The 24,259-nt window shown below is 46.0% G+C and carries 16 protein-coding genes, 5 tRNA genes and 1 rRNA gene; 9 read left to right on the forward strand and 13 right to left on the reverse strand.

Annotated features, from left to right (window positions below):
• Entirely contained in the window at window positions 1-1,575 is a 1,575-nt protein-coding gene (locus NL646_RS20990) for a hypothetical protein (RefSeq protein WP_025795827.1), read from the forward strand.
• A gap of 263 nt (window positions 1,576-1,838) precedes the next feature.
• Window positions 1,839-4,142 (forward strand): hypothetical protein, encoded by a 2,304-nt coding sequence (locus NL646_RS20995; protein WP_253664649.1) that lies wholly within the window; start codon window positions 1,839-1,841, stop codon window positions 4,140-4,142.
• Between the two features lie 104 nt (window positions 4,143-4,246).
• Here the strand turns inward: NL646_RS20995 and NL646_RS21000 are convergent, their stop codons facing one another.
• The 5 genes from NL646_RS21000 to NL646_RS21020 all read right to left on the reverse strand — a co-directional run bounded on the left by NL646_RS21000 (window position 4,247) and on the right by NL646_RS21020 (window position 10,881).
• On the reverse strand, window positions 4,247-5,251 hold the full coding sequence (locus NL646_RS21000; protein ID WP_253664650.1) for an SPOR domain-containing protein: 1,005 nt from the start codon (window positions 5,249-5,251) through the stop codon (window positions 4,247-4,249).
• A 156-nt stretch (window positions 5,252-5,407) separates the two neighbouring features.
• A complete protein-coding gene (locus NL646_RS21005) occupies window positions 5,408-6,364 on the reverse strand; it encodes an ABC transporter permease (protein ID WP_005455202.1) in 957 nt (318 codons plus the stop codon).
• A 2-nt stretch (window positions 6,365-6,366) separates the two neighbouring features.
• Window positions 6,367-7,344 (reverse strand): ABC transporter permease, encoded by a 978-nt coding sequence (locus NL646_RS21010; RefSeq protein WP_005455219.1) that lies wholly within the window; start codon window positions 7,342-7,344, stop codon window positions 6,367-6,369.
• Window positions 7,345-7,519: 175 nt separating this feature from the next.
• Entirely contained in the window at window positions 7,520-9,073 is a 1,554-nt protein-coding gene (locus NL646_RS21015) for an ABC transporter substrate-binding protein (RefSeq protein WP_005478744.1), read from the reverse strand.
• 92 nt (window positions 9,074-9,165) lie between these two features.
• The gene (locus NL646_RS21020) at window positions 9,166-10,881 is read right to left on the reverse strand and encodes an ABC transporter ATP-binding protein (protein ID WP_218764926.1); all 1,716 of its coding nucleotides are present in this window, start codon (window positions 10,879-10,881) and stop codon (window positions 9,166-9,168) included.
• A gap of 669 nt (window positions 10,882-11,550) precedes the next feature.
• Between NL646_RS21020 and NL646_RS21025 the strand changes: the two genes are divergently transcribed.
• Complete coding sequence (locus NL646_RS21025; protein WP_005496615.1) at window positions 11,551-12,276, forward strand: HAD family hydrolase; 726 nt, start codon at window positions 11,551-11,553, stop codon at window positions 12,274-12,276.
• Window positions 12,277-12,523: 247 nt separating this feature from the next.
• Here NL646_RS21025 and NL646_RS21030 read toward each other — a convergent pair.
• The 5 genes from NL646_RS21030 to NL646_RS21050 form a co-directional block, all read right to left on the reverse strand.
• Window positions 12,524-12,600: transfer RNA gene (locus tag NL646_RS21030), tRNA-Pro, on the reverse strand.
• Window positions 12,601-12,624: 24 nt separating this feature from the next.
• Window positions 12,625-12,700: transfer RNA gene (locus tag NL646_RS21035), tRNA-His, on the reverse strand.
• Window positions 12,701-12,749: 49 nt separating this feature from the next.
• Window positions 12,750-12,826: transfer RNA gene (locus tag NL646_RS21040), tRNA-Pro, on the reverse strand.
• Between the two features lie 72 nt (window positions 12,827-12,898).
• A tRNA-His gene (locus tag NL646_RS21045) sits at window positions 12,899-12,974 on the reverse strand.
• Between the two features lie 32 nt (window positions 12,975-13,006).
• A tRNA-Arg gene (locus tag NL646_RS21050) sits at window positions 13,007-13,083 on the reverse strand.
• Window positions 13,084-13,420: 337 nt separating this feature from the next.
• On the opposite strand from NL646_RS21050, the gene NL646_RS21055 reads away from it, so the two are divergent.
• Window positions 13,421-13,834, forward strand: coding sequence for a cytochrome c5 family protein (locus NL646_RS21055; protein WP_005455203.1), 414 nt, complete (start codon window positions 13,421-13,423; stop codon window positions 13,832-13,834).
• A gap of 92 nt (window positions 13,835-13,926) precedes the next feature.
• Here the strand turns inward: NL646_RS21055 and rep are convergent, their stop codons facing one another.
• Complete coding sequence (rep, locus tag NL646_RS21060) at window positions 13,927-15,942, reverse strand: DNA helicase Rep (RefSeq protein ID WP_005455214.1); 2,016 nt, start codon at window positions 15,940-15,942, stop codon at window positions 13,927-13,929.
• A 169-nt stretch (window positions 15,943-16,111) separates the two neighbouring features.
• On the opposite strand from rep, the gene NL646_RS21065 reads away from it, so the two are divergent.
• From NL646_RS21065 to NL646_RS21080, 4 genes are all read left to right on the forward strand, one after another.
• Window positions 16,112-16,693 (forward strand): TetR/AcrR family transcriptional regulator, encoded by a 582-nt coding sequence (locus NL646_RS21065; RefSeq protein WP_005487525.1) that lies wholly within the window; start codon window positions 16,112-16,114, stop codon window positions 16,691-16,693.
• A gap of 18 nt (window positions 16,694-16,711) precedes the next feature.
• Window positions 16,712-17,818 (forward strand): multidrug efflux RND transporter periplasmic adaptor subunit VmeC, encoded by a 1,107-nt coding sequence (gene vmeC, locus NL646_RS21070; protein WP_023624200.1) that lies wholly within the window; start codon window positions 16,712-16,714, stop codon window positions 17,816-17,818.
• An 11-nt stretch (window positions 17,819-17,829) separates the two neighbouring features.
• On the forward strand, window positions 17,830-20,952 hold the full coding sequence (gene vmeD, locus NL646_RS21075) for a multidrug efflux RND transporter permease subunit VmeD (RefSeq protein WP_005478703.1): 3,123 nt from the start codon (window positions 17,830-17,832) through the stop codon (window positions 20,950-20,952).
• Window positions 20,953-21,083: 131 nt separating this feature from the next.
• On the forward strand, window positions 21,084-21,335 hold the full coding sequence (locus NL646_RS21080) for an accessory factor UbiK family protein (RefSeq protein WP_005487540.1): 252 nt from the start codon (window positions 21,084-21,086) through the stop codon (window positions 21,333-21,335).
• 183 nt (window positions 21,336-21,518) lie between these two features.
• Here NL646_RS21080 and ilvC read toward each other — a convergent pair whose 3' ends face one another.
• Window positions 21,519-23,003, reverse strand: a complete 1,485-nt coding sequence (ilvC, locus tag NL646_RS21085) for a ketol-acid reductoisomerase (RefSeq protein ID WP_253664651.1) — start codon at window positions 23,001-23,003, stop codon at window positions 21,519-21,521.
• A 143-nt stretch (window positions 23,004-23,146) separates the two neighbouring features.
• Here ilvC and ilvY point away from each other — a divergent pair, with 143 nt between their 5' ends.
• Window positions 23,147-24,037, forward strand: coding sequence for an HTH-type transcriptional activator IlvY (ilvY, locus tag NL646_RS21090; protein WP_253664652.1), 891 nt, complete (start codon window positions 23,147-23,149; stop codon window positions 24,035-24,037).
• 110 nt (window positions 24,038-24,147) lie between these two features.
• On the opposite strand, the gene rrf is transcribed toward ilvY, so the two are convergent.
• A 5S ribosomal RNA gene (gene rrf / locus NL646_RS21095) occupies window positions 24,148-24,259 on the reverse strand; the annotation flags it as partial.

A 24,259-nucleotide genomic window follows, 5' to 3' on the forward strand; every position in this document is an offset into this window, starting at 1 on the left:
ATGACCAAGAAACTGTGGATTATCGGCGCGATCGGCGCCGGTTTATTGGGTGTTTACTTGTTAAGTGACGAGAGCAGCATGGCATCTGCGGCCAGCTCTTTAAACAGCGCTCCTGTCGATAAAAGAAAAAGCCAACATCACTATGGTGAACGTACGTCGTTAATTGAGGTGAAGCAGGCGCTCACAACATCGGCGTTGGATGGCTCGAGCTCTCTCGATTTAGATGCTGTGCTTAATGCCACCCCATTCGATCAACAAAACGTCGCCGAGAACCCTTTTGATACGTTTGATGGTTACTACCCTTACGATCTGACGGCGGTGACACCACAACCCAAAGTTGATGCGGCGAACAACAGCAAACCCATCATCAACCTATCGGTCGAACAGCAACTGCAAACCATCATTTATGGTTGGGAGCTGACGCAGAACAAGCCGATCAGCAATTCGTTAAGTCTGAACCAATTGTTTGAAGACCCCGATGGTGACCTGCTCACCACTCGGATCTGGTTAGAAAACGCCAATGGTCTTCAGGTGCTCAACCAAGGCCAAATCGTTGTACAAGGTGCGCCAGAAGAAATCGACCAAACCACTTACTTAGCCGTGGCTGCTCGTGACAATCATCATGGTGAAGAAGATTACGCCTGGGTCACGACCCGTTTTGAATTGCCAGTCGTTAAAGAAGAGCAAAACAACACCGACCATCCTTTGGTCGGTGACATTGTGTATCGCCTCGAAACCACACAAAACCTTGGCGGTATCGCGTACGCGTATGAAGTGGTGTATTGCGAAGCGTTTCAGTTTGAAAACGAAGAAGTGTACTTTGCCGCCTCCAACAACAAGCGCTTATGCCCAGAAAAGGGAGCACTAAAAAAAGTGGGTCATTACAAAATCAGTGATGACTCGTTGATTGTTAGCGCAAATGGTGCTCGTCAAATCTGGACCACCAAAAAGGTGTACCCATCTCAGGTTCATAAAGAGACTCAGAACTATTTCACCACCGTGTTTGATGGCAAACAATTCGAAAGCTATACCATGCAAAAGAACAAGCAATCGATGGAAAAACGGATCAACGCACCGACAGGACGATATTTATACCAGATAGCCTTTTTTGACTATTTGCTACCTCGCCCAAATGGCGATTATCTCGTGGCTGAAATTGGCAATTATATTTATCACCATGGAACTCAAGTCATTGGGCCTCATGGTGAAAGCATCGATTCCGATCTCAACTTACGCACTTACAATCCAAACTTGTATTGTGCTGATGTCGCCATCTGGTATGGCAGCCATGTCATTGCTGGTCAAGGAGACTATCAGGTCGACATCATCTCCGATCCTAACCCCTACGATCCGACTTACCTAATAGACTGCTACGAATACATTAGTAACCCCACGACCAGACAACAATCGTTAGCATTTGATCTGAGCTACTCGCCTTACGACGAACTACTTGATGGCGAGGTGTACAGCTACATTTTGCGTCCAAAGCCTGAACTGGCTGATCGCGTTGAAGAATTTAAAATCAATATGATTTATCACAGCCCAAAGCCGTTACGCTCAAGCAACAAAAAATAACCACTTAAAATACATAATGTTATTTTGACCATTAAGTCACTAAAAACAATAAGTGGAACCGTGATCAAAGTCTCATTTCCTTCCTCATCGACAAAAAACTCAAATAAATTTTACGGGTTTTATGCGGTTTTTCGTGTCTTGAACACTTACTCAATAGTGATTAAAAAGACACAACTTTCTTAAATCTCACTAGTGAGATTTAAGAAAAACAACAATAAAAAAAGCGACTTTCTCATTCGGAAACGAACAAGGACAAATGAATAATGAATAAGGTGAGTTTATTAGCAGCGTCAGTGGCTATCGCTCTTACAGGCTGTGGCGATTCAGATAGCGGTTCAAGCAGTGCAAGCAACGGTGTTGTGATCACAGGTTTTGACGGCTACTTCAAAAATGCAGTTGTTTTTGAAGACACGAACAACAACGGTCAATGGGACACTCAAGAATCTATTCTTGGTCTGACCGATGAGAAAGGTCAGCTTACACTGGCCGCTAAACCAGAAAAAACCTTAGCACTGCAAACTCTCGTTCCAAACGGTGCGAAACAGAAACAACTTATCGCCTTGGATGCCAAGAAATACGCTGGCACCTACACCGTAGATATGGACCACCCAAGCCAAGCTATGGCGCACGAAATCGTATTCCGCGCACCATCATCGTCTAACGTCATCTCACCTATCACGGACCTTGTGGCGATTGAAATGGCAAAAGACCCTTCAATTACTGAAGAAGACGCGAAAGCAAACGTAAACAAAGCATTGGGAGGCTCAGAGGAAGCTCCGATTGATCTGTACAGTGACTTTGTTGAAGGTGCGACAAAAAACGCCGAACTACATAAAACCGCTCAGATTCTGACAGAATCTAAAGCGCAAAACCCAACAAATTACGAGAAGAAAGCGACTGAGTTTGCTCAAGCGGCAAACCAAGAAGTGGATCGTCTTGTCGCGTCTGGCGAAAACATCAATGACCCAAGCCTACGTCCAGTCATCACTGATAGCACGCCAAATAGCGACAACTTAGCGCCTGAAACGGTAGTCAACAACAAGCTAACCGTCAACGAAACCATAGAAGACGCAGCTGAAGATAAACTGGATAAGCTACCAAAAATCGTAAAAGGTGCTTCATTTGATGGCGTTGAGCTAAACATCGAAGGTCTTTTCAAAGATAAAGACCAAAGCTTTGTGAACACAAAACTGACGCATAATTTAGCGGGCACAGGCATTGAAGTTGAGAAAGTTGGCAACCTAATTGTTCTACACCCGACCACGATCGTAGAAAAATCCGGTGATTTTGAGATTGTTCTAACGGCGCAGGACAAAAACTCTAACGGGGATGTGCTATCAACTGTGAGCACAGTATTCGAAGTCGAAATCGAATCTGCAAACTTACCACCAATGGTTGTTGAAGCAGAGCAAGCTCGCCTGCAATCGATTGTTGATGGCTGGTACCTACAACAGGGCGAACTGTTTGAACAAACGCTCGATGTTTCTGGTTTGTTCCAAGATAAAGATGGTCAGATCACCGACTACTCAGTGGACTACATAGACATTGAAGGCCTATCAGCAATTGAAGATGGCAATGCGATTGTCACCATTAAAGGCACACCGACAAAAGCTGGTGAATCTGGTGCAGCACTTACCATTAGTGCAACAGATGGTCATACCGCAGTGCAGATTGCACTCAGCATGCCAGAAGTAAAAGAAGGCGTTACGCCACCACCAACGGCTCACCCATTAGAAGGTAAAACTTGGTACTACCTAGAGCACGGCTCTGATGATGGTGATGATAACGATGAGTTTGACTACTCTCGCGTATGGTGTGAATCAATCAAGTTTGAAGGTGGTGTTGTTTACGGCAACGTTCGCAGCTCAGAAAACCGCACAGAATGTACTGACGCAGACACACAAAAGGAGCAAGCGACGTACAAAGTAGAAAACGGTCGTCTGATCGCAACATTCCAATTCGAAGAAGATGGTGAGTCACTGACTGAGTCTTTTGAAGTTGACGTTGCTGGTAATGCCGACGAACTTGCAAAAGGCGCAAAAACTATCGTTCAACGCCCTATCGCATTAGACGAGAAGGCAGAACGCTACACGTACTTCGCAGATGCTGCTAATGCAGAATCTCGCATTCAAGTGAAATCAGATGATAGCTACGACAAACGCTTTGGCTACATTTACCTACCAGCAGAACAAGATAATGTTTACGATCTCGGCATGGTAAGTTTTGCGTTAGTTGAGGGCTCTCAAGGTTACAAGGCCTACATAAATTTTGATGTAGAAGGCAAAGACTTTAGTTGCGATACCATCGACGAGTTCTACAAAAGTTTTACGTTCTCTGGCAATGATCTAACCACGCCGTACAGCCAACATTACATCGGTGGCAGCTGTAATACGATTACAGACGAAGAGTATGACTATGCAAGCATCTACTTTGATCTTTCTCAGATTCAAAGCTTAGATGTAAAGAATATCTACAGCTTCATCGGTTATGCTAATGATAAAAATGCAGAGTACATTGAAGCAGTGAAATTTAATATCGAATGGACTGGCGAAGGCGATAACGAATAATCCCTTAGGCCAAGAAATCTAAAGCCCCGCATCGCGGGGCTTTCTTCGTTTTGAAAAGCGCGTTTCGTCCTAAAATGTATGGATGCATTAAGGATGAACAACCGCTACTTCACACACATCACATTCAACAACGACGTGCCGGTTAACTGATTTGGTTCTCGATCGGCAAACAAGCCTTTCTTATCTTTACCCCAATACGGCAATTGCAGCGGCCATTTGTTCTTCTCCATCACACCAGAATCTCGCAACGCTTTGAATTCAGTCGCCGTGGCGAGCGACATGCCCAACTGCTGACAAGTCTGTTGCGAGCTTTCGTAGTTGAGTCGATTCCACGGCTTACCATATTCCATATAAAACTGATTATCTAACAGGTAAGGCACGACATACGTTTTGCCATGTAGAGACGCTCGCAAGCGCACTTCCACCTCTCCATTGCCTTTTACGCTCGGTGCTGGTTTTGCTTTCGCAACCGGTTTTGTTGTCGTGCTCGGTTTCGGCTCTTTTGCCGTAACTGGCTGCGCTGTCGTTTTTGTCGCAGAAGCTTTAAACGCCTCGGTATCTGGACGACTGGTCACGACTGGCGCAACAGGCTTCGGGGCGACGTTTGGTTTGGCGACAGGAGTCGACTTTGATGACGGCTGCATTTGCTTCACGGTGTTGTCACTACCTTTGCCAACCACACGAATAAATGCCTCGCGATAGTTCGACAAGGTTTTGACTCCTCGCAAATCAGCAGACGCTTTAGAAAATTCTGTATAAGGCCCAATAAGACAACGATAGCCCTTTGCTTCGGGCTTCATCCAAACATCGGTGGTGATTTTGCTGTAAATGGGTTTGGCTTTGGCAAGTGGCATTGGTTTAGGCAGCAAGCCACATTGAATCCAATAGAAATCATTGCCTCTTTGCGGCACTTTCTTTCCCCAAACACCCTGACCGATTGGGCAACTTTTCTCTAGCATCGGCAGTTCTTTGTCGCTCGCTTGAGTCGCCTGACAAAGAAAGTCATCGGCCAATACCGGGGCTGAAAATTGGGCGCACAACAATAGCCCTCCTAAGCTGAGGCCTGATTGGACAATGCGTGATGAGAGGTGTGCCTTCTTCATTTCCATACGCTTCACTCTGAACTAGTGGGTAAGGTCATTATGGCGGCAAAGCGCCAAAAAAATGTGAATAAAGAATAACTAGCAAAAAAAGAGCCGGAATTGCATCCGGCTCTCAGTTTAGGAAGGAAATGAGCGATTTAACAATGCTCTATGTCTAAATTCTTAACCTTTGTACAGTTTCGGGTTAAATACATCGCGTAACCAGTCACCCAGAAGGTTAATAACCAGTACCAAAGTAACTAGCACAATACCTGGGAAGGCTGTAATCCACCAAGCACCAGAGAAGATGTAGTTAAAGCCGATGCTGATCAACGCGCCCAAAGATGGTTGGTCAACAGGCAGACCCAAACCTAGGAACGACAGTGCTGCTTCCGACATGATGGCGTTGGCCACCTGAACGGTTGAGATAACCAAGATTGGTGACAAACAGTTCGGCAAAATATGGCGGAACATGATGCGTGGAGCTTTAAAGCCCATCACGCGTGCCGCTTCTACGTATTCTTTCTTCTTCTCTGCCAGTACCGATGCACGAATCGTGCGCGCGTACTGTGGCCATTCAGCCACACCGATGATCACCACCAGCATCACGACCGCGTATTGGCTGTAAAAATCGCTGCCAAAGCTGGCTTTGAAAATGGCTGAAACGATGATCGCGACCATCATGGTTGAAAACGACAACTGCACATCTGCAAAACGCATCAAGAAGCTATCGATACGACCACCGAAGTAGCCAGCCGACAGACCAATGATGATGCCCAGTACAAGCTGTAGACCGACCGCGAGGAAACCGATCGTCAACGACAAACGAGAGCCGTAAAGAATGGTCGATAAAATATCACGGCCTTGCTCATCCGTACCGAGCACAAAGCGTTCTTCACCGCCGTCCATCCAAGATGGTGGTAATTCTGAATCCATGATATCGATAGATGTCAGATCGTACGGGTCAGTTGGTGCCAGAATTGGCGCCGCCAGTGCAAGCACCAAGAACATCAGAAACACCGTAAAACTCGCCATCGCCACTTTGTCGCGCTTGAAGTAGTACAAGAAATCCGAGTTTTTAAAGCGCTCCCACGCAGATGGAACGGCTGAAGGAGCAGCAGGAGTATTGGTTTGGCTCATGATTAAGCTCCTTTTCCAGTTAGGTTCACAGTTGGGTTGATGATACCGTACAGCAAGTCAACGATGGTATTGGTTACCACGAAGATCAGACCAACAAAGATTACGTAGGCTGTGATTAGCGGTGTATCAACACGGTTAATCGCCTCTAGGAAAAGGAAGCCAGTGCCCGGCCATTGGAACACGGTTTCTGTGAGGATGGTGTAGGCCACCATGGTACCAATTTGCACGCCACCTACCGTCAGTACCGGTAGCATGGTGTTCTTAAGTGCATGTTGGTAATAAATTTTTTGTAAGTTCAGGCCTTTAGCCTTGGCGAACTTGATGTATTCCGAGCTCAGTACTTCCAGCATTTCTGAACGAACCAGACGGATAAACAGCGGCAACATGATCGATGCCAGCGCAATACACGGCAAGATCAGGTGCTTGATACCATCAATGGTAAAGAAGCCAGATTCCCAACCGAGCACGTTGACGGTCTCACCCCGCCCGTAGGAAGGCAGCCAACCAAGCTCTATGGAGAAGACGTACATCAGCATGATCGCCGTCAGGAAGACCGGAATCGAGATGCCGACGCTACTCATCGCCATGACAAATTTGGTGAAGATACTTTTCGGGTGAATCGCGGAGTACACCCCAAGTGGTATCGATAAAACAATAATGATGAGCGTCGCGCCAAATACGAGCTCTAGTGTCGCCACCAGCTTATCAAGAATAACCTCAACCGCTGGGCGCTTGAAAAAGTAAGACGTACCTAAATCACCTTGCAGTGCATTACCGACAAAGCGAGTGTACTTTGTGATAAAGGGATCGTTCAGGCCCAGTTCATCACGCAGCGCTTGACGCTCCGACTCTGAAACCGACTGACCTACAAGCTCACGCAGCGGGTCACCCAGGTTGTCCTGAATGGCAAACGCCACCAAACTGATCACAAACATCACTATCAGTGCCTGAAACAGGCGCTTGACCAGAAACGAAAACATTCCTTGCCCCTTAACTATCCATAGATCTCTAAATTTAGAGAGAAAATTCAGTCTGTAAAACTCGCTCAATCCGACTGAAACAAAATTGAGCTGAGTGATGAGCCTCATCAAGCATCCCTTGAGAGAAGCTCATGAAGGAGGGAATACGTCCCCTCCTTCTAACTACATCATGTGATTATTCAACCACTAGGTCACCGAAGTAAGGCATAACCATTGGGTTCACAATGTCTGCTGCTTTAACGTTAGACTTCGCGCCCCACGCTTCACTTTGCCAGTGTAACGGTACAAATGCTGCGTCGTTGTAAAGCGTCGCTTCAACGCCTTTTAGCATTTCTGCACGTTTCGCTGGATCCGTTTCCACGTTCGCTGCTTCTACAATTTTGTCCATTTCTGGGTTTGAGTAGTAACCACAGTTGTACTGACCACGACCTGTCTCTTCGTTACGAGTCATTGTTAGGAACTCGTTGAAGTTCGCAGAGTCTTCAGTGTCTGAGTGCCAACCGATCATCAGCATGTCACCCGCACATTTATCAAACTCTGGCCAGTATTGCGCTTTTGGCATGGTTTTCAGATCAACCTTAATACCAATCTTAGACAACATTGCCGCCGCAGCCTGTGCAACTTTTGCATCGTTCACGTAACGGTTGTTTGGCGCAATCATAGTTAGGGCAAAGCCGTTCTCGTAGCCCGCTTCTTTCATCAGCTCTTTAGCTTTCTTCAGATCGTAGCGAGGAACCAGTTTTTCGTTGTGACCAACGTAACCCGCAGGGCTTTGCTGACCAGCAGCTGTCGCGAAACCTTTCATGATTTTCTTCACGATGCCTTCGTTGTTGATCGCATGCACGATAGCTTGACGAACGCGCACGTCTTTCAACGCTTCATTGCTGTTTTGGTTCATTTGGAACGTGATGATTCGCGTACCAGGTAGTGTCACGAGATCGATGCCTTTCGCATCTTTCACACGTTGGTGATCGTTTGGCGCTACTGGGTGAATCATATCGACGCCACCAGAAAGAAGCGCAGCCACACGAGTCGCGTCTTCTTTGATTGGTACTAGCGTTAGCTTATCAACGTTACCTTTCGACGCTTTATCCCAGTAATCTTTGAAGCGTTCAAATTCCACTTTTACGCCTTGTTCACGTGATGTCACGATGAATGGGCCAGTACCGGAAACGTGAGTCGATGCAAATGAGTTACCGTGCTTCACTAGTTCAGACTTGTCTTTGCCGTCTTCTGTCTTACCTGAGTAGAACTTGCTGTCCATAGGGAAGATGTACGTCGCCGTTTGCAGAACAAGTGGGTATGGGCCTTTAGTAACCAAATCGAACGTGTAGTCATCCACTTTTACGATTTTCTCGTACGGGTCGAAGATCGCTTTAAAGTCTGGAGAGCTTTGTAGACGCTCAAATGTCCACACCACATCATCCGCTGTTAGCGAGTTACCAGAGTGGAACTTCACGCCTTCACGCAGTTTGAAGCGTACCGTTGTGTCGTTAACACGTTCCCAGCTTTCTGCTAGACGAGGTTCGAAGTCCATTGTTTGAGTGAAACGAACTAGAGGGTCAAATACCATGTGTGACATTTGCAGTGTACCGCCAGACAATTGCTCATGCGGGTCAAGCGATACTGGGTCAGCAGCGTAGCCAACTTTAATATCTGCTGCTAGCGCATTAAAACTAAGGCCCGCAGCCATTAGCGCCACTGCTAATTTGCTTTTCATGGTTTTCATTTGCATAACTCCTTCATGCGGGGATCCGGATCCCTTGTTATTGTGTTTGCGTCTTTATAATGACTAAAGATCAGCCAAGCGAAATACTTGGTTTATGCCATTTTGATTTCTTCTCGCAAGCCCGTAAATTCAGGCATCAGAGAGATCAATTTTTTGCTGTATTCGTGCTGTGGAGCAGTAAAGAGCTGCTCGGTAGGCGCGACTTCCAATAACGTGCCCATCTGCATTACACCTACTCGGTCACACATCTGACGAATCACCGGTAAATCGTGACTGATAAACAACATCGTTAGGTTCAGTTCACTTTGCAGATCTTTTAGCAAGTTCAGAATTTGTGCCTGTACCGACACATCCAACGCTGATGTCGGTTCATCACAAATCAAAAGTCGAGGACGAGTTGCCAGAGCGCGCGCAATCGAAATACGCTGACGCTGACCACCAGAGAATTCATGAGGATATTTCACGCCAGCCATGCGACCCAAACCAACATGATCAAGCAAATCATTCACGATTTGACGTGTTTCTGCTTCATTCTTGGTGAGTTTATGGAAACGAATTGGCTCGGCAATAATGTCTGCCACCTTCATACGAGGGTTCATAGACGTGTATGGGTTTTGGAACACCATCTGCATTTGACGTCGCATCGGACGACGCTCTTTTTCCGACTTCATCGCCGTGAGATCGATGCCTTCAAATTTCACTTGGCCAGAGTTTGGTTCATACAAACCAGCAATCACGCGCGCGATGGTCGACTTACCCGAACCTGACTCACCCACCAGACCAAACGTCTCACCTTCGTGCACCTCAAAACTCACATTGTTCGATGCCTGCACGTACTCACGGCGGCTTTCAAACAAAGAGTCCTTAGTCACAAACCTTAGGTTGACGTTTTTCACATCCAACAACGGGCCAGTGTACTCGCGCTGATCTTGGCTTTGACCCAGCCAGTGATTCTTAATGTCCAGCGACTTCATTTCTGTCGCTTCTTCGATGTAACTCACCAGAGGGAAACGATCGAGCTTTCTGTCTGAGCGAGGAACCGCCGAAATCAAGCTGCGCGTGTATGGGTGATCTGGGTTGCCCAACACTTTTGCCGTTGGCCCAAACTCAACAAGATCGCCACGGTACATTACCGCCACGCGGTCTGTAACGTTTGAAACCACCCCCATGTCGTGCGTAACCAACATACAACCAACATTGTTCTGGATACACAACTCACGGATAAGATTCAGGATTTGGTCTTGGATTGATACGTCCAGTGCCGTGGTTGGCTCATCGGCGATGATCAGATCTGGCTCACCAGCCAAAGCGATCGCGATAACCACACGCTGACGCATACCACCAGAAAACTGGTGAGGATACTGTTTAAGACGGTTTTCAGGCTGAGGGATGCCGACTTGCTGCATCAGAGACAACGCGCGTTGATACGCCTCGTCGTCAGACACTTTCATGTTGGCATGAATGGTTTCTTTTAGCTGCTGCTCAACCGTAAACAAAGGGTTAAGAGAGGTCATAGGGTCTTGGAAGATAAAACCAATCTTCGAGCCACGTACCTTACGCATCGCTTCTGGTGTTAAGCCAGAGATTTTTTCACCATCCAAAAAGACATCGCCACTGGCAACGCGTCCCGGAGGGCTCAGCAAATCGATAACGGCGTTACCAACGGTGGACTTACCCGCACCGGATTCGCCAACAACACCCACGATTTCGCCTCGTTCAATATTAAACGAAAGTGATTTCACGGCCGCGTGAACGCCGTGTCGGGATGGATACTCAATACGAAGGTTTTTCACCTCTAATAGTGACATTTCAGACCTCTACTGCCTTGTCTGTGGTATCGAATCGCACTGGGAAAGCCCGTGCCATTCATCACCTGAATGAATCCGTTCAAATTCAGAATAATACTCTGAAATCTTAATGCGGAAACAATTTGGCAAAAATCACACAAAAAAGCAACAATTAAAGTATATTCCGCCGTAAAAACATTGAATACACGCACAATGAGCGAATAAAAATGCATTAACAAGTATTTAACCACTTTCATATCACCCCATTTTTGTGCGCCATGCACCATTAAAACTAGAAAAATGCTCTAAATATAGGCACAACATCACCTCACACCATAACCACACTATTCATGTGTGATCATTAACATTTACCAAACAATATATCGTACCAAAAGCGATTTTTCGGCATAAAATGTTACTAACAAAATAGTCGGCAAACATAAAAAACCAAAGTTAACCGGCTTCACCTAAGGCTAAAACGTGAGCACCACAACAAAACAGAGGAAACCTCCTCAAAGTTGCGATTATGCGCCCGTTATGCGGTTTAATGATTAAGCCAAAAGAACAGCATCACTTAAGCGTAAACGAAACTGCACAATTTGCTGACGGATTGCCTCTTTACGATGCGATTTAGAGTGGGATAATAGTCTTTCGACGCCAGTGACTAAGTAGTGAATGAAAGGAGCCCCTGTGCTTAAAGCGATTTTTTTTGATATGGACGAGACGTTATGTGGCACATCCCAAGCAGACAAAGCTGCAGGGCAAAAATTTGCTGCCTGGATTCAACAAACGTATCCCCAAGTCTCTGATCCTCAAGCATTCTTACAACGCTACTTGCAAGGGGTATATAAAAAGCTCAACGCAGAGTTTCCTCAGCTGGTTGCTCTTCTTCCAGACGAAAATGCTTTTCGCTGTGGTCTGATCCAAACGATTTTGGCGGAGAACGGCATCCACATCGATGCAGAGCAAGCTCAGCAAGCACAACACTATTTTGATTCAGCACGTATGGGCGCGTTCACTTTCTTCCCTGGCGTAAAAGAAATGCTGACGGATCTACGTAAGCACTACAAACTCGTCGTGATCACTAACGGTCCAATTTTCTCGCAGCACCCCAAATTGAAAGCAACACAAATGGATGAATGGGTGGACCATATTATTGTGGGTGGCGAAGAGCCAGAAGAAAAACCAGCGGCCAGCATATTCCAAAAAGCCTTGAATCTTGTCGACATCAAACCAGAAGAAGCCTTACACATCGGTGACTCTCTAGCAGCAGACATCGCAGGCGCAAACAACATGGGTATTTTGAGTGTGTGGGTGAATGCGACTGGCGCAAGTAATCCAACAGAGATAACGCCGAACTTTGAAATCCGAGAAACCGTCGAGCTAAAAGAAATCCTGAAAACACTCGCCCAATAACAACAGCGGATTAAGAAAATCACAACCCCAGACATTGAGCTGGGGTTTATTTTATCTGCGCGAAAAGCTCTGGGATCATGGGTGGTCTAAAGCACCAAAAGCTGCACCAACCTTATAGTTCGTACGCAAAGCGAGATATGTTCTGCTGATAGAAATCTTCTGGCTAGCCATTCTCAGCTAATATGGAGGAAAATAGAGTGGATAAAATGCAAAAAAGCCCCAGTCTTTCGACTGGGGCTTTAAATAGTGGTCGGTGAAGAGGGATTCGAACCCCCGACCCTCTGGTCCCAAACCAGATGCGCTACCAAGCTGCGCTATTCACCGAGCATGTATTCTTTATAGAAAGAATGGGGTGGCTAACGAGACTTGAACTCGCGACAACCGGAATCACAATCCGGGGCTCTACCAACTGAGCTATAGCCACCATCAAATTTTTATGTTCACCGCTACTTATGTAGCCATAAACTAGATAGTGGTCGGTGAAGAGGGATTCGAACCCCCGACCCTCTGGTCCCAAACCAGATGCGCTACCAAGCTGCGCTATTCACCGACTTATGTTTTATCCTGATTCAACATCAAGATGGGAAGCAATGCTACCGTATTCTATCCAAAAAGGAAAGAATGGGGTGGCTAACGAGACTTGAACTCGCGACAACCGGAATCACAATCCGGGGCTCTACCAACTGAGCTATAGCCACCATTGAGTTTTACCGACTTTTCCTCCGGGGTATGGTACGCCCGAAAGGATTCGAACCTTCGACCTTTGGCTCCGGAGGCCAACGCTCTATCCAACTGAGCTACGGGCGCATGCCCTATCGGCGGAGTGGAATAATACGGATATCACACTATGCCGTCTAGTACTTTTTTTACTTTTTTTATCGTTTGGTCTCTTTTTCGACAGTTATCTGCCTTTAAAGTGTATTTTTGATGTGATTCACGCCCTGTCATGGATAACTTGTTGTTTATTGCAACAAGTTATCGGGATATAATCACCCATTATTTACATTGATTTAACAGCTGCAACCAAGTTGTTTAATCATTTTATGCCATCGGAGAGATTTCGAATGATTTTCTCGACGCGGTATCAATACTCTAACTATATAAATAGGTAAGTCACTTACCTCGGGAATGTGAAGTGGGTTTAATGGATATGTCTCGACAAATGATTAGCGTTTTGTTCGCTGCCTTAACTTTCTCTACGGCAGCTTTAGCTTCTGACATCAGCCAAACTGAATACGATGCGATCGCAGAACGCATCAAACCTGTCGGTGATGTTTATCTAGCAGGTTCAGAGCCTGTGAAGGAAGAACCAACCGGTCCACGTGATGGCGCCAAAGTTTACGGTACTTTTTGTATTGCTTGTCACGCATCTGGTGTAAACGGCGCGCCAAAATCGGGCAATGCTGACGATTGGGCTCCGCGTATCGCGCAAGGCAAAGACGTGCTAGTGAAGCACGCGCTTGAAGGCTTCAACGCGATGCCAGCAAAAGGTACATGTATGGACTGTTCTGATGATGAAATCATTGCAGCCATCGACCACATGATTGATGGCTTATAATCCAGCGGCCACTCATCTGAAATAAGAAAGGCTTGCCAATCGGCAAGCCTTTTTGTTTGGAGTGAACTTGATTTACCGTGAGATCAAAGTGATCACTTCTTAAACATCGAGCGCAGGTTTGCAATGTGCGCCTGACCTTTTGCCATTCGTTCTTCTTGAGACACAGGCTTTTTGTTCACTTCCCATTCGACATCATCAAACGGCAGCTCATCCAAAAAACGACTTTGAGTCGGCTTGATCAACTCACCAAACTGGCGACGCTCTTTACACATGGTAAACGTCAGCTCTCGCTGTGCGCGGGTGATGCCTACGTACATCAAGCGTCGCTCTTCTTCGACGTTATCTTCATCAATACTGGTTTGATGCGGCAATATGCCCTCTTCCGAACCAATCAAATAAACGTAAGGAAACTCTAGACCTTTTGATGCGTGTAATGTCATCAATTGAACGGCATCGCTGTCTTCGTCTTCTTCGCCGCGTTCCATCATGTCACGCAAGGTCAAACGTTGAACCACTTCTTTCAGCGTTTTCTCTTCTTGGTCGTAATTGTCACCTTCTAAGTCAGCCACAATCCAAGAGTAGAGATCCGAAACGTTCTTCATGCGCATTTCAGCGGCTTTCGGGCTGGCTGATGTTTCGTACAGCCAATCTTCGTAATGAATGTCACGAACCAAGGAGCGAACAGCTTCTACTGTGTTACCTCGCTCAGCTTGATCGGCAATCGCCACCAACCATTGTGTAAAGCGACGCAGATTTTCGAGACCACGTCCCGATAGGTGTTGCTCTAATCCCATTTCAAAGCTTGCTTCAAATAGGCTTTTGCCGCGCATATTGGCGTAACTGCCCAATTTTTCTAACGTTACCGGGCCAATTTCGCGTCGCGGCGTGTTCACAATTCGCAGAAATGCGTTGTCATCGTCAGGGTTCACCAACACTCGAAGATACGCCATGATGTCTTTGATTTCAGCACGCGCGAAAAACGACGTACCGCCAGACAGTTTGTAGGGTACGCGGTTTTGCATCAGTGATTTTTCAATCAAACGCGATTGATGGTTACCACGATACAAAATCGCATAATCTCGATATTCCGTGCGATTTAAGAACTTGTGCGCAATCAACTCACCCGTGACCCTTTCTGCTTCGTGCTCTTCGTTCTTGGCTAGCAACACTTTCAGTTTTTCGCCGTCAGGAATTTCTGAGAACAGTGATTTTTCATACACGTGCGGGTTATTGGCAATCAAAATGTTTGCAGCACGAAGAATTCGACTGGTCGAGCGATAGTTCTGCTCCAGCTTGATCAGACGCAGATTCGGGTAATCTTGCCCGAGCAGCACCAAGTTTTGCGGTTTGGCACCACGCCACGAATAAATCGATTGGTCATCATCACCCACGACGGTCAAGCGACCGCGCTCACCCACAATCAATTTGACCAGTTCATACTGACTGGTGTTGGTATCTTGGTATTCATCAACCAATAGATAGCGGATGCGATTTTGCCAACGCTGACGCACGTCTTCATTATTACGCAGCAGCAATACCGGCAGCAGGATCAGGTCGTCAAAATCGAGCGCGTTGTACGCCTTCATCTGCTTCTGGTACATCTCAAAACAAAAAGCGAACAGCTGTTGTTGCTCGCCTTTCGCCATCGCTTTGGCTTGCTCTGGCGTTAACATGTCGTTTTTCCAGTTGGAGATCGTACTCAATAATTGTTTGAGTAGGTCTTTATCACCGTCGAGTTGCTTTTCCGTCAACTCTTTCAACAGCGCCATCTGGTCTTGATCATCAAACAACGAAAAGCCCGCTTTTAACCCAAGCTGCTTGTACTCACGTTTGATGATATTCAAGCCCAATGTATGGAAAGTAGAAACCATCAAACCTTTCGACTCGGCTTTACCCAAGGTTTGACCAACACGCTCTTTCATTTCGCGCGCGGCTTTGTTGGTAAAGGTCACGGCCGCGATGTTTCTTGCTTTGTAACCACATTGCTGAACCAAGTAAGCAATTTTATTAGTAATTACGCGCGTTTTACCTGAGCCTGCGCCGGCAAGCACTAAGCATGGACCAGACACGTATTTTACGGCTTCATCTTGTCTAGGGTTCAGCTTCATACAAATTCTCTGCGGGTGACAAATGTGGCGCCTATGATAAAGGGGTGGCTCTTTGAATGCTACGGTGATTTTCTCGTAAATTTTACCCCGATTGGTGCAACATTCTGTTGCATAGTAGACCAGACTTTAAGCTATAATGAATGAACGTTCATTCACTGGTAGTAGGATTATGACGGACAACCCTGCTGTAGATAAACGCGATCAAATACTTGCCGCTGCGGAGCAGTTAATTGCAGAGTCTGGCTTTCAAGGGCTTTCTATGCAAAAGCTGGCCAACGAAGCGGGTGTCGCCGCCGGGACGATTTATCGCTATTTCTCAGACAAAGAACATCTATTGGAAGAAGTGCGTCTTAACGTAGCCAAACGCATTGCCTCTGCAGTGCAAGCGGGCGTTAATGACGACATGCCATTGAAGGAACGCTATCGAACCATGTGGCTCAACATCTGGAATTTGGCGGGTTCCAACTTAAACGCCATCAGTAATCGAGTTCAATATGATTCGTTACCTTGCACGACAAGAAACAAGACGTGGGAACTTGAGCGAAAAATGTTTGCCCAAGTAGATCGCCTTTTCAACCAGGGCAAAGAAGAAGGGGTTTTTAAGCCTCTCGATAACGAAGTGCTCTCTGGATTAAGCTTTGAAGCAAGCGTCGCGCTTGCGAGAAAACATGCTTTGGGATTTTATCAATTGGACGACGATGCGCTGGAAGCAGCCATTGAAGCCAGTTGGGATGCAATTATCAAACACTAACTTGGAGTTCTTAATAGAATGAAAAAGTGGACTTTCTTTATGTTACTTATCGCCGTTCTCTTGTTCGGCAGCGTGATAGGTTTCAATTTATTTAAGCAACAAAAGATCGCTGAATACATGGCAAACCGTCCTGAACCTGAGTTCCCAGTAACCGTTACGGAAGTAAAAGCGGTGGATTGGGTACCAGTGATCGAGGCTATCGGTTTTATCGAGCCAAACCAAGGTGTGACGGTAGCGAACGAAACGAGCGGTGTTATCGACAAGATCGCTTTTGAATCAGGTACTCAAGTTGAAGCTGGCCAACCCCTCGTTTTGCTTGATTCTGAAGTGGAAAAAGCGAACTTGAAGAGTTCACAAGCGAAACTTCCTGCAGCAGAAGCGAAATACAAACGTTACCAAGGTCTGTTTAAGAAAGGTTCTATTTCTAAAGAAGCTTACGATGAAGCTGAAGCAAACTACTACTCGCTTAAAGCAGATATCGAGAGTTTAAAAGCAACCATCGATCGTCGTGAAATCAAAGCGCCATTTGCAGGTGTGGTTGGTATCCGTAACGTTTATCTTGGTCAATACATCCAAGCTGGTAGCGACATTGTTCGTCTAGAAGATAGCAGTGTAATGCGTCTGCGCTTTACCGTGCCTCAAACAGACATCTCGCGTATCAAACTTGACCAAGAAGTGGATATTTTTGTAGATGCCTACCCAGATCAGCCATTCAAAGGCTCAATTTCTGCCATTGAACCTGCAGTAAATGTACAAAGTGGTCTGATCCAAGTACAAGCTGACATTCCAAACAGCGATGGCAAACTTCGCAGCGGTATGTTCGCACGTGCAAACATCATCATGCCTAAATTGGCAAACCAAGTGACGCTACCTCAAACAGCAATCACCTTCACTTTGTACGGCGATAACGTCTACATCGTGACAGAAGAAGAGGGTGAAAAGCGCGTGAAACAACACGTAGTTAAAGTGGGCGAACGTACTAAAGACATCGCACACATCTTGGAAGGCGTGAAACCAGGTGATGTTGTGGTGACGTCGGGCCAAGTCCGTTTAAGTAACCACGCGAAAGTTAGCATTGTTGAAAGCAATGCCATTACTCCACCTGCTGAAACACCAATGCTTTAATTGGAGGCATCATGCGCTTTACTGATGTTTTTATAAAACGTCCAGTTTTAGCGGTATCGATCAGCTTTTTGATTGCACTACTTGGTTTGCAAGCAGTGTTCAAAATGCAGGTTCGTGAATACCCTGAAATGACAAATACGGTGGTTACCGTAACCACCAGTTACTACGGTGCAAGTGCCAACTTAATCCAAGGCTTTATTACTCAGCCTTTGGAGCAAGCAGTAGCACAAGCCGACAACATTGATTACATGACTTCTCAATCGGTACTGGGTAAATCGACCATTACTGTAAACATGAAGTTGAATACTGACCCGAATGCGGCGTTGTCTGACATTCTGGCGAAAACCAACTCGGTACGTTCACAGCTTCCAAAAGAAGCCGAAGACCCAACCGTAACCATGTCGACTGGTTCGACAACGGCAGTACTGTACATCGGCTTTACGAGTGACGAGTTATCTTCAAGCCAGATCACTGACTACCTTGAGCGTGTAATCAACCCGCAGTTGTTCACCGTAAACGGTGTGTCCAAAGTTGATCTCTATGGTGGTATGAAATACGCACTACGCGTATGGCTAGATCCTGCCAAAATGGGCGCTTTGAAGCTGACTGCAACGGATGTGATGAGCGTTCTTAACGCCAACAACTACCAATCTGCAACGGGTCAAGCAACGGGTGAGTTCGTGCTTTACAACGGTAGCGCAGATACTCAGGTATCAAACGTTGCTGAACTTGAAGCTTTAGTTGTGAAAACTGGTGAAGGGGATGTGATTCGCCTAGGTGATATCGCTAAAGTAACGCTAGAGAAGAGTCACGACGTTTACCGCGCAAGTGCAAACGGTCAAGAAGCTGTGGTTGCGGCGATCAACGCAGCGCCAAGTGCTAACCCGATCAACATCGCGGCAGACGTGCTTGATCTGTTGCCTCAACTTGAGCGCAACCTACCAAGCAACATCAAAATGAACGTGATGTACGACTCTACGATTGCGATCAACGAATCGATTCACGAAGTGGTTAAAACCATCCTGGAAGCAGCGGTCATCGTACTTGTGGTTATCACTCTGTTCCTAGGCTCATTCCGTGCGGTAATCATTCCTATCGTAACCATTCCTCTTTCATTGATTGGTGTGGCAATGGTGATGCAGGCAATGGGTTTCTCTTGGAACTTGATGACGCTACTGGCAATGGTTCTTGCCATCGGTCTGGTGGTGGATGACGCGATCGTTGTACTAGAAAACGTTGACCGTCACATCAAAGAAGGGGAATCGCCATTCCGAGCTGCAATCATTGGTACGCGTGAAATTGCGGTTCCAGTTATCGCGATGACATTGACGCTAGGTGCAGTGTACGCGCCGATCGCATTGATGGGTGGTATCACCGGTTCACTGTTCAAAGAGTTCGCTTTGACACTGGCAGGTTCAGTATTCGTATCCGGCATCATCGCTTTGACACTATCACCAATGATGTGTTCGAAGATGCTGAAAGCGAACGAGAAGCCAAGCAAGTTTGAGCAAAAAGTTCACCATATCCTTGATGGCATGACCACTCGCTACGAAGGCATGTTGAAAGCGGTAATGGCTCATCGTCCGGTTGTTATTGCGTTTGCAATCATTGTATTTGCAAGCTTACCAGTCTTGTTCAAGTTCATTCCTAGTGAACTTGCACCTTCGGAAGATAAAGGTGTGGTTGTACTAATGGGTACGGCGCCTTCGAACGCGAACTTGGATTACATCCAAAACACCATGAACGATGTAAACAAGATTCTGTCGGATCAACCAGAGGTAGAATACGCGCAGGTATTTAACGGTGTTCCTAACTCGAACCAAGCGTTTGGTCTAGCAACACTTAAACCTTGGAGTGAGCGTGAAGCCAGCCAATCTGAGATCACCAAACGTGTTGGTGGATTAGTTGCAAGCGTCCCAGGCATGTCAATCACAGCATTCCAGATGCCAGAACTGCCTGGTGCGGGTTCAGGTCTACCAATTCAGTTCGTTATCACGACACCAAACAGCTTCGAAAGCTTGTTTACGATCGCAAGTGACGTTCTGACAGACGTAGCCAGCAGTCCAATGTTCGTCTACTCGGACTTAGATCTGAACTACGACTCTGCGACCATGAAGATCAAAATCGATAAAGACAAGGCGGGCGCATACGGTGTGACGATGCAAGACATCGGTATCACGCTAAGCACCATGATGGCTGATGGCTACGTAAACCGTATCGACCTAAATGGCCGTTCATACGAGGTAATTCCTCAAGTTGAACGTAAATGGCGTTTAAATCCAGAATCAATGAAGAACTACTACGTTCGTTCTGTGGATGGAAAAGCAGTACCACTTGGTAGCCTGATCACTATTGATGTTGTCGCCGAGCCTCGCTCACTGCCTCACTTCAACCAGCTGAACTCAGCAACCGTTGGTGCTGTACCATCGCCTGGCGTCGCAATGGGTGATGCAATTAACTGGTTCGAGGACGTAGCGCAGAACAAACTGCCTGCCGGTTACAACCACGACTACATGGGTGAAGCACGTCAGTTCGTGACGGAAGGTAGCGCGCTATACGCAACATTTGGTCTTGCGTTAGCCATCATCTTCTTGGTTCTTGCGATTCAATTTGAATCACTTCGTGACCCTATCGTTATCATGGTATCGGTACCGCTGGCGGTATGTGGTGCATTGATTGCGTTGGCATGGGGCACAGCCTCGATGAACATCTACTCGCAGGTAGGTCTGATTACATTGGTAGGCCTGATCACCAAACACGGTATCTTGATCTGTGAAGTAGCAAAAGAAGAGCAGTTGCACAACAAACTGTCTCGAATCGATGCGGTAATGGAAGCGGCGAAAGTTCGTCTGCGTCCAATTCTAATGACCACTGCGGCAATGATTGCCGGCCTTATCCCACTCATGTACGCAACGGGGGCAGGCGCAGCACAGCGCTTTAGTATCGGTATCGTAATTGTGGCTGGTTTGGCAATTGGTACGTTGTTCACACTATTCGTACTACCTGTGATTTACAGCTACTTAGCTGAAAAACACAAACCACTGCCAGTTTTTGTTGAAGATAAAGACTTGGAAAAGTTAGCTCGAGTTGATGAAGCGAAAGCAGCGCACCGCGAACTAGCAGAAAACAAATAAGCTCAAGAAGCTAAGAAAAAGGTCACTTCGGTGGCCTTTTTTATTGCTGCTCTCTTTTTTACCATCTAAATGGCGACTTTCCCGTATCATTTACTTAGAATGTCGGCAAATCAAAAGGAGTTTTAGCCACTATGTTTGACCCAAAGAAATTAGAGCAAATTGCTAAACAAATTCATGACTCAATGCCAGCACCAGTAAAAGAGCTAGGCGCAGACGTTGATCAAAAAGTTCGCCAAGTAATCCAAGGCCAACTAAATAAGCTAGATGTAGTAAGCCGCGAAGAATTTGATGTTCAAACTCAAGTTTTACTACGCACGCGTCAAAAGCTGACAGAAATGGAAAAGAAATTAGCCGAGCTTGAAGAAAAGCTAGCTGATAAATAAGCCCCTAAACGCTCCTTCGACAGGAGCGTTTTTCTTATCAGCACATGGACAAATCGACTAAAAACGAAAAGGCTTGGTCAACGGAGACCAAGCCTTTTAATTAGATGTCGTGTTTTTTGTATTTATCGACTCCAATCTGTCTGGAGTTCATTTAATATCTTCAATGCTGTGCAGCGAAGAGAATTAGCCACCAACCGCGATGCGCTTCATATCCGTCATGTAGCCACGTAGTTCTTCGCCAATGTATTCCACTGGGTGGTTACGGATAGTCTCGTTCACTGCGATAAGAGTCGCGTTATCCACTTGGTTAGACATTTCACCTAGGCCTTTACCAATAACATCTGTACCAACAGAAGGCATGAATTTCTTACGTAACAAAGGCGTTGCTACGTTAGCAAATAGGTAGTTACCGTATTCAGCCGTATCAGAGATAACCACGTTCATCTCATATAGACGCTTACGTGCGATAGTATTAGCAATCAACGGAAGTTCATGTAGAGACTCGTAGTACGCTGATTCATCGATGATTCCAGAAGCTGTCATCGCTTCAAATGCCAGTTCAACCCCAGCACGAACCATTGCAATCATTAGAATGCCGTTGTCGAAGTACTCTTGCTCAGAAATCTCAACGTCCGTTTCTGGGTAATTTTCAAATGCAGTTTCACCAGTTTCTGCACGCCATCCTAGAAGATTTTTATCATCATTTGCCCAGTCAGCCATCATGGTGCTAGAGAAATGACCAGAGATAATGTCGTCCATGTGCTTGTTATACAGTGGACGCATTAGGTCTTTTAATTCTTCAGAAAGTTCGAACGCCTTGATTTTCGCTGGATTAGATAGACGGTCCATCATGTGAGTGATGCCACCGAATTTCAGAGCTTCCGTAATGGTTTCCCAACCGTACTGCAGTAGCTTACCGGCATAACCCGGATCAATGCCTTCAGCAATCATCTTCTCGTAACATACGATAGACCCCGCTTGTAGCATGCCACATAGAATGGTTTGCTCACCCATTAGGTCTGATTTCACCTCAGCGACAAAAGAAGACTCAAGACAACCCGCACGGTGACCACCTGTTGCTGCAGCCCAAGCTTTCGCGATATCCCAACCTTCACCTTTCGGATCATTCTCTGGATGAACCGCGATTAGGGTAGGAACACCAAAACCACGTTTGTATTCTTCACGAACCTCTGTACCAGGACACTTAGGAGCAACCATGACAACGGTCAGATCTTTACGAATCTGCATGCCTTCTTCCACAACGTTGAAACCATGAGAGTAACCTAGTGCAGCGCCTTCTTTCATTAGTGGCATCACCGTCTCAACAACGTTAGTGTGCTGTTTGTCTGGCGTTAAGTTAACAACCAGATCTGCTTGAGGAATTAGCGTTTCGTAGCTACCAACTTCAAAGCCATTATCTTTGGCGTTTTTAAACGATTGACGCTGTTCATCGATCGCAGCTTGACGTAGTGCGTAAGACACATCAAGACCAGAATCGCGCATGTTTAGGCCTTGGTTTAGACCTTGAGCACCACAGCCCACAATGACCACTTTTTTACCTTTCAGGTAATCCGCTTCAGATACAAATTCTTCACGGTCCATAAAGCGACAACGACCAAGTTGATCCAATTGCTCGCGCAAGTTTAGGGTATTGAAATAGTTAGCCATCTGGGTGCTCCTTAAACATTCTTCCATAAAGGTCGGTAACCGTCTTACCGAATAACTTCATACTAAAACAGACATAACGTTGCTTAAAGTGATATATTCACAATTACTTATTGCAATTTATGCAACATGGAAATGAAGATTTAATGAATATCAAAAGCCTGCAACTTTTCATTCATCTCTGTGAGAGTAAAAGTTTTGCCAAAACCGCTGCAGCCATGCACATCAGTCCTTCTGCCCTCAGTCGGCAAATACAAAAGTTGGAAGAAGAAACAAATCAACAGCTGTTTGTTCGCGATAACCGCAGTGTAGAGCTGACAGCCCAAGGCAAAAAATTAATGCCTGTCGCGTTAAAAATTCTTAGTGAATGGCAACAGTATCAAAACCATATAAAAGGAACCGAAGGCGAGCTAAAGGGGGAAATCCGTCTCTTTTGTTCGGTGACCGCCAGCTACAGCCATTTACCAGAGTTAATTTCCGATTTTCGTCTTCAGCATCCTTTTATTGAATTTAAGCTATCAACCGGTGACCCAGCTCAAGCAATCGACAAAATACTAGCAGATGAAGCCGATATTGCCATCTCAGCCAAATCGGAGCAGATGCCAAACAAAATCGCGTTTGAAACGATCAGTGAAATCCCTCTGTCTGTCATCGCTCCTGTCGGTGTCAGTTCATTTGCTGAGGAATTGCAAAAGGAGCAGCCAGATTGGTCAATCATTCCATTCATTCTTCCGGAAGCAGGCACAGCAAGGGACAGGGCTAATACTTGGCTCAAAAAAATGAAAATAAAACCGAATATCTACGCGCAAACGTCTGGACATGAGGCCATCGTAAGCATGGTTGCATTGGGATGTGGGGTGGGTATCGCACCGGATGTCGTAATCAACAACAGTCCAGTAAGGGAAAAGATTAATCGCTTAAAAGTATTGCCAATTAAGCCATTTGAACTTGGCGTCTGTTGCACCAAAAACCAGTTAGAAAACCCATTAGTGAAAGCTTTTTGGAAGGTAGCGGAGAGCAAATACATTGCACCTTAATAATAGGTATATGGATTCGAATTACTTGGGTTATTTTTTATAACCCTAATTTTCAGAACTCTGAAATGCAAAAAAGCCCACTCTTTCGAGTGGGCTTCTTCAAATTTAAAGCCTGGCGATGTCCTACTCTCACATGGGGAAACCCCACACTACCATCGGCGCTATTTCGTTTCACTTCTGAGTTCGGAATGGGATCAGGTGGGTCCAAAACGCTATGGTCGC

Source organism: Vibrio sp. Y20_XG_PY13 (genome assembly GCF_024181925.1).
GTDB lineage: Bacteria > Pseudomonadota > Gammaproteobacteria > Enterobacterales > Vibrionaceae > Vibrio > Vibrio parahaemolyticus.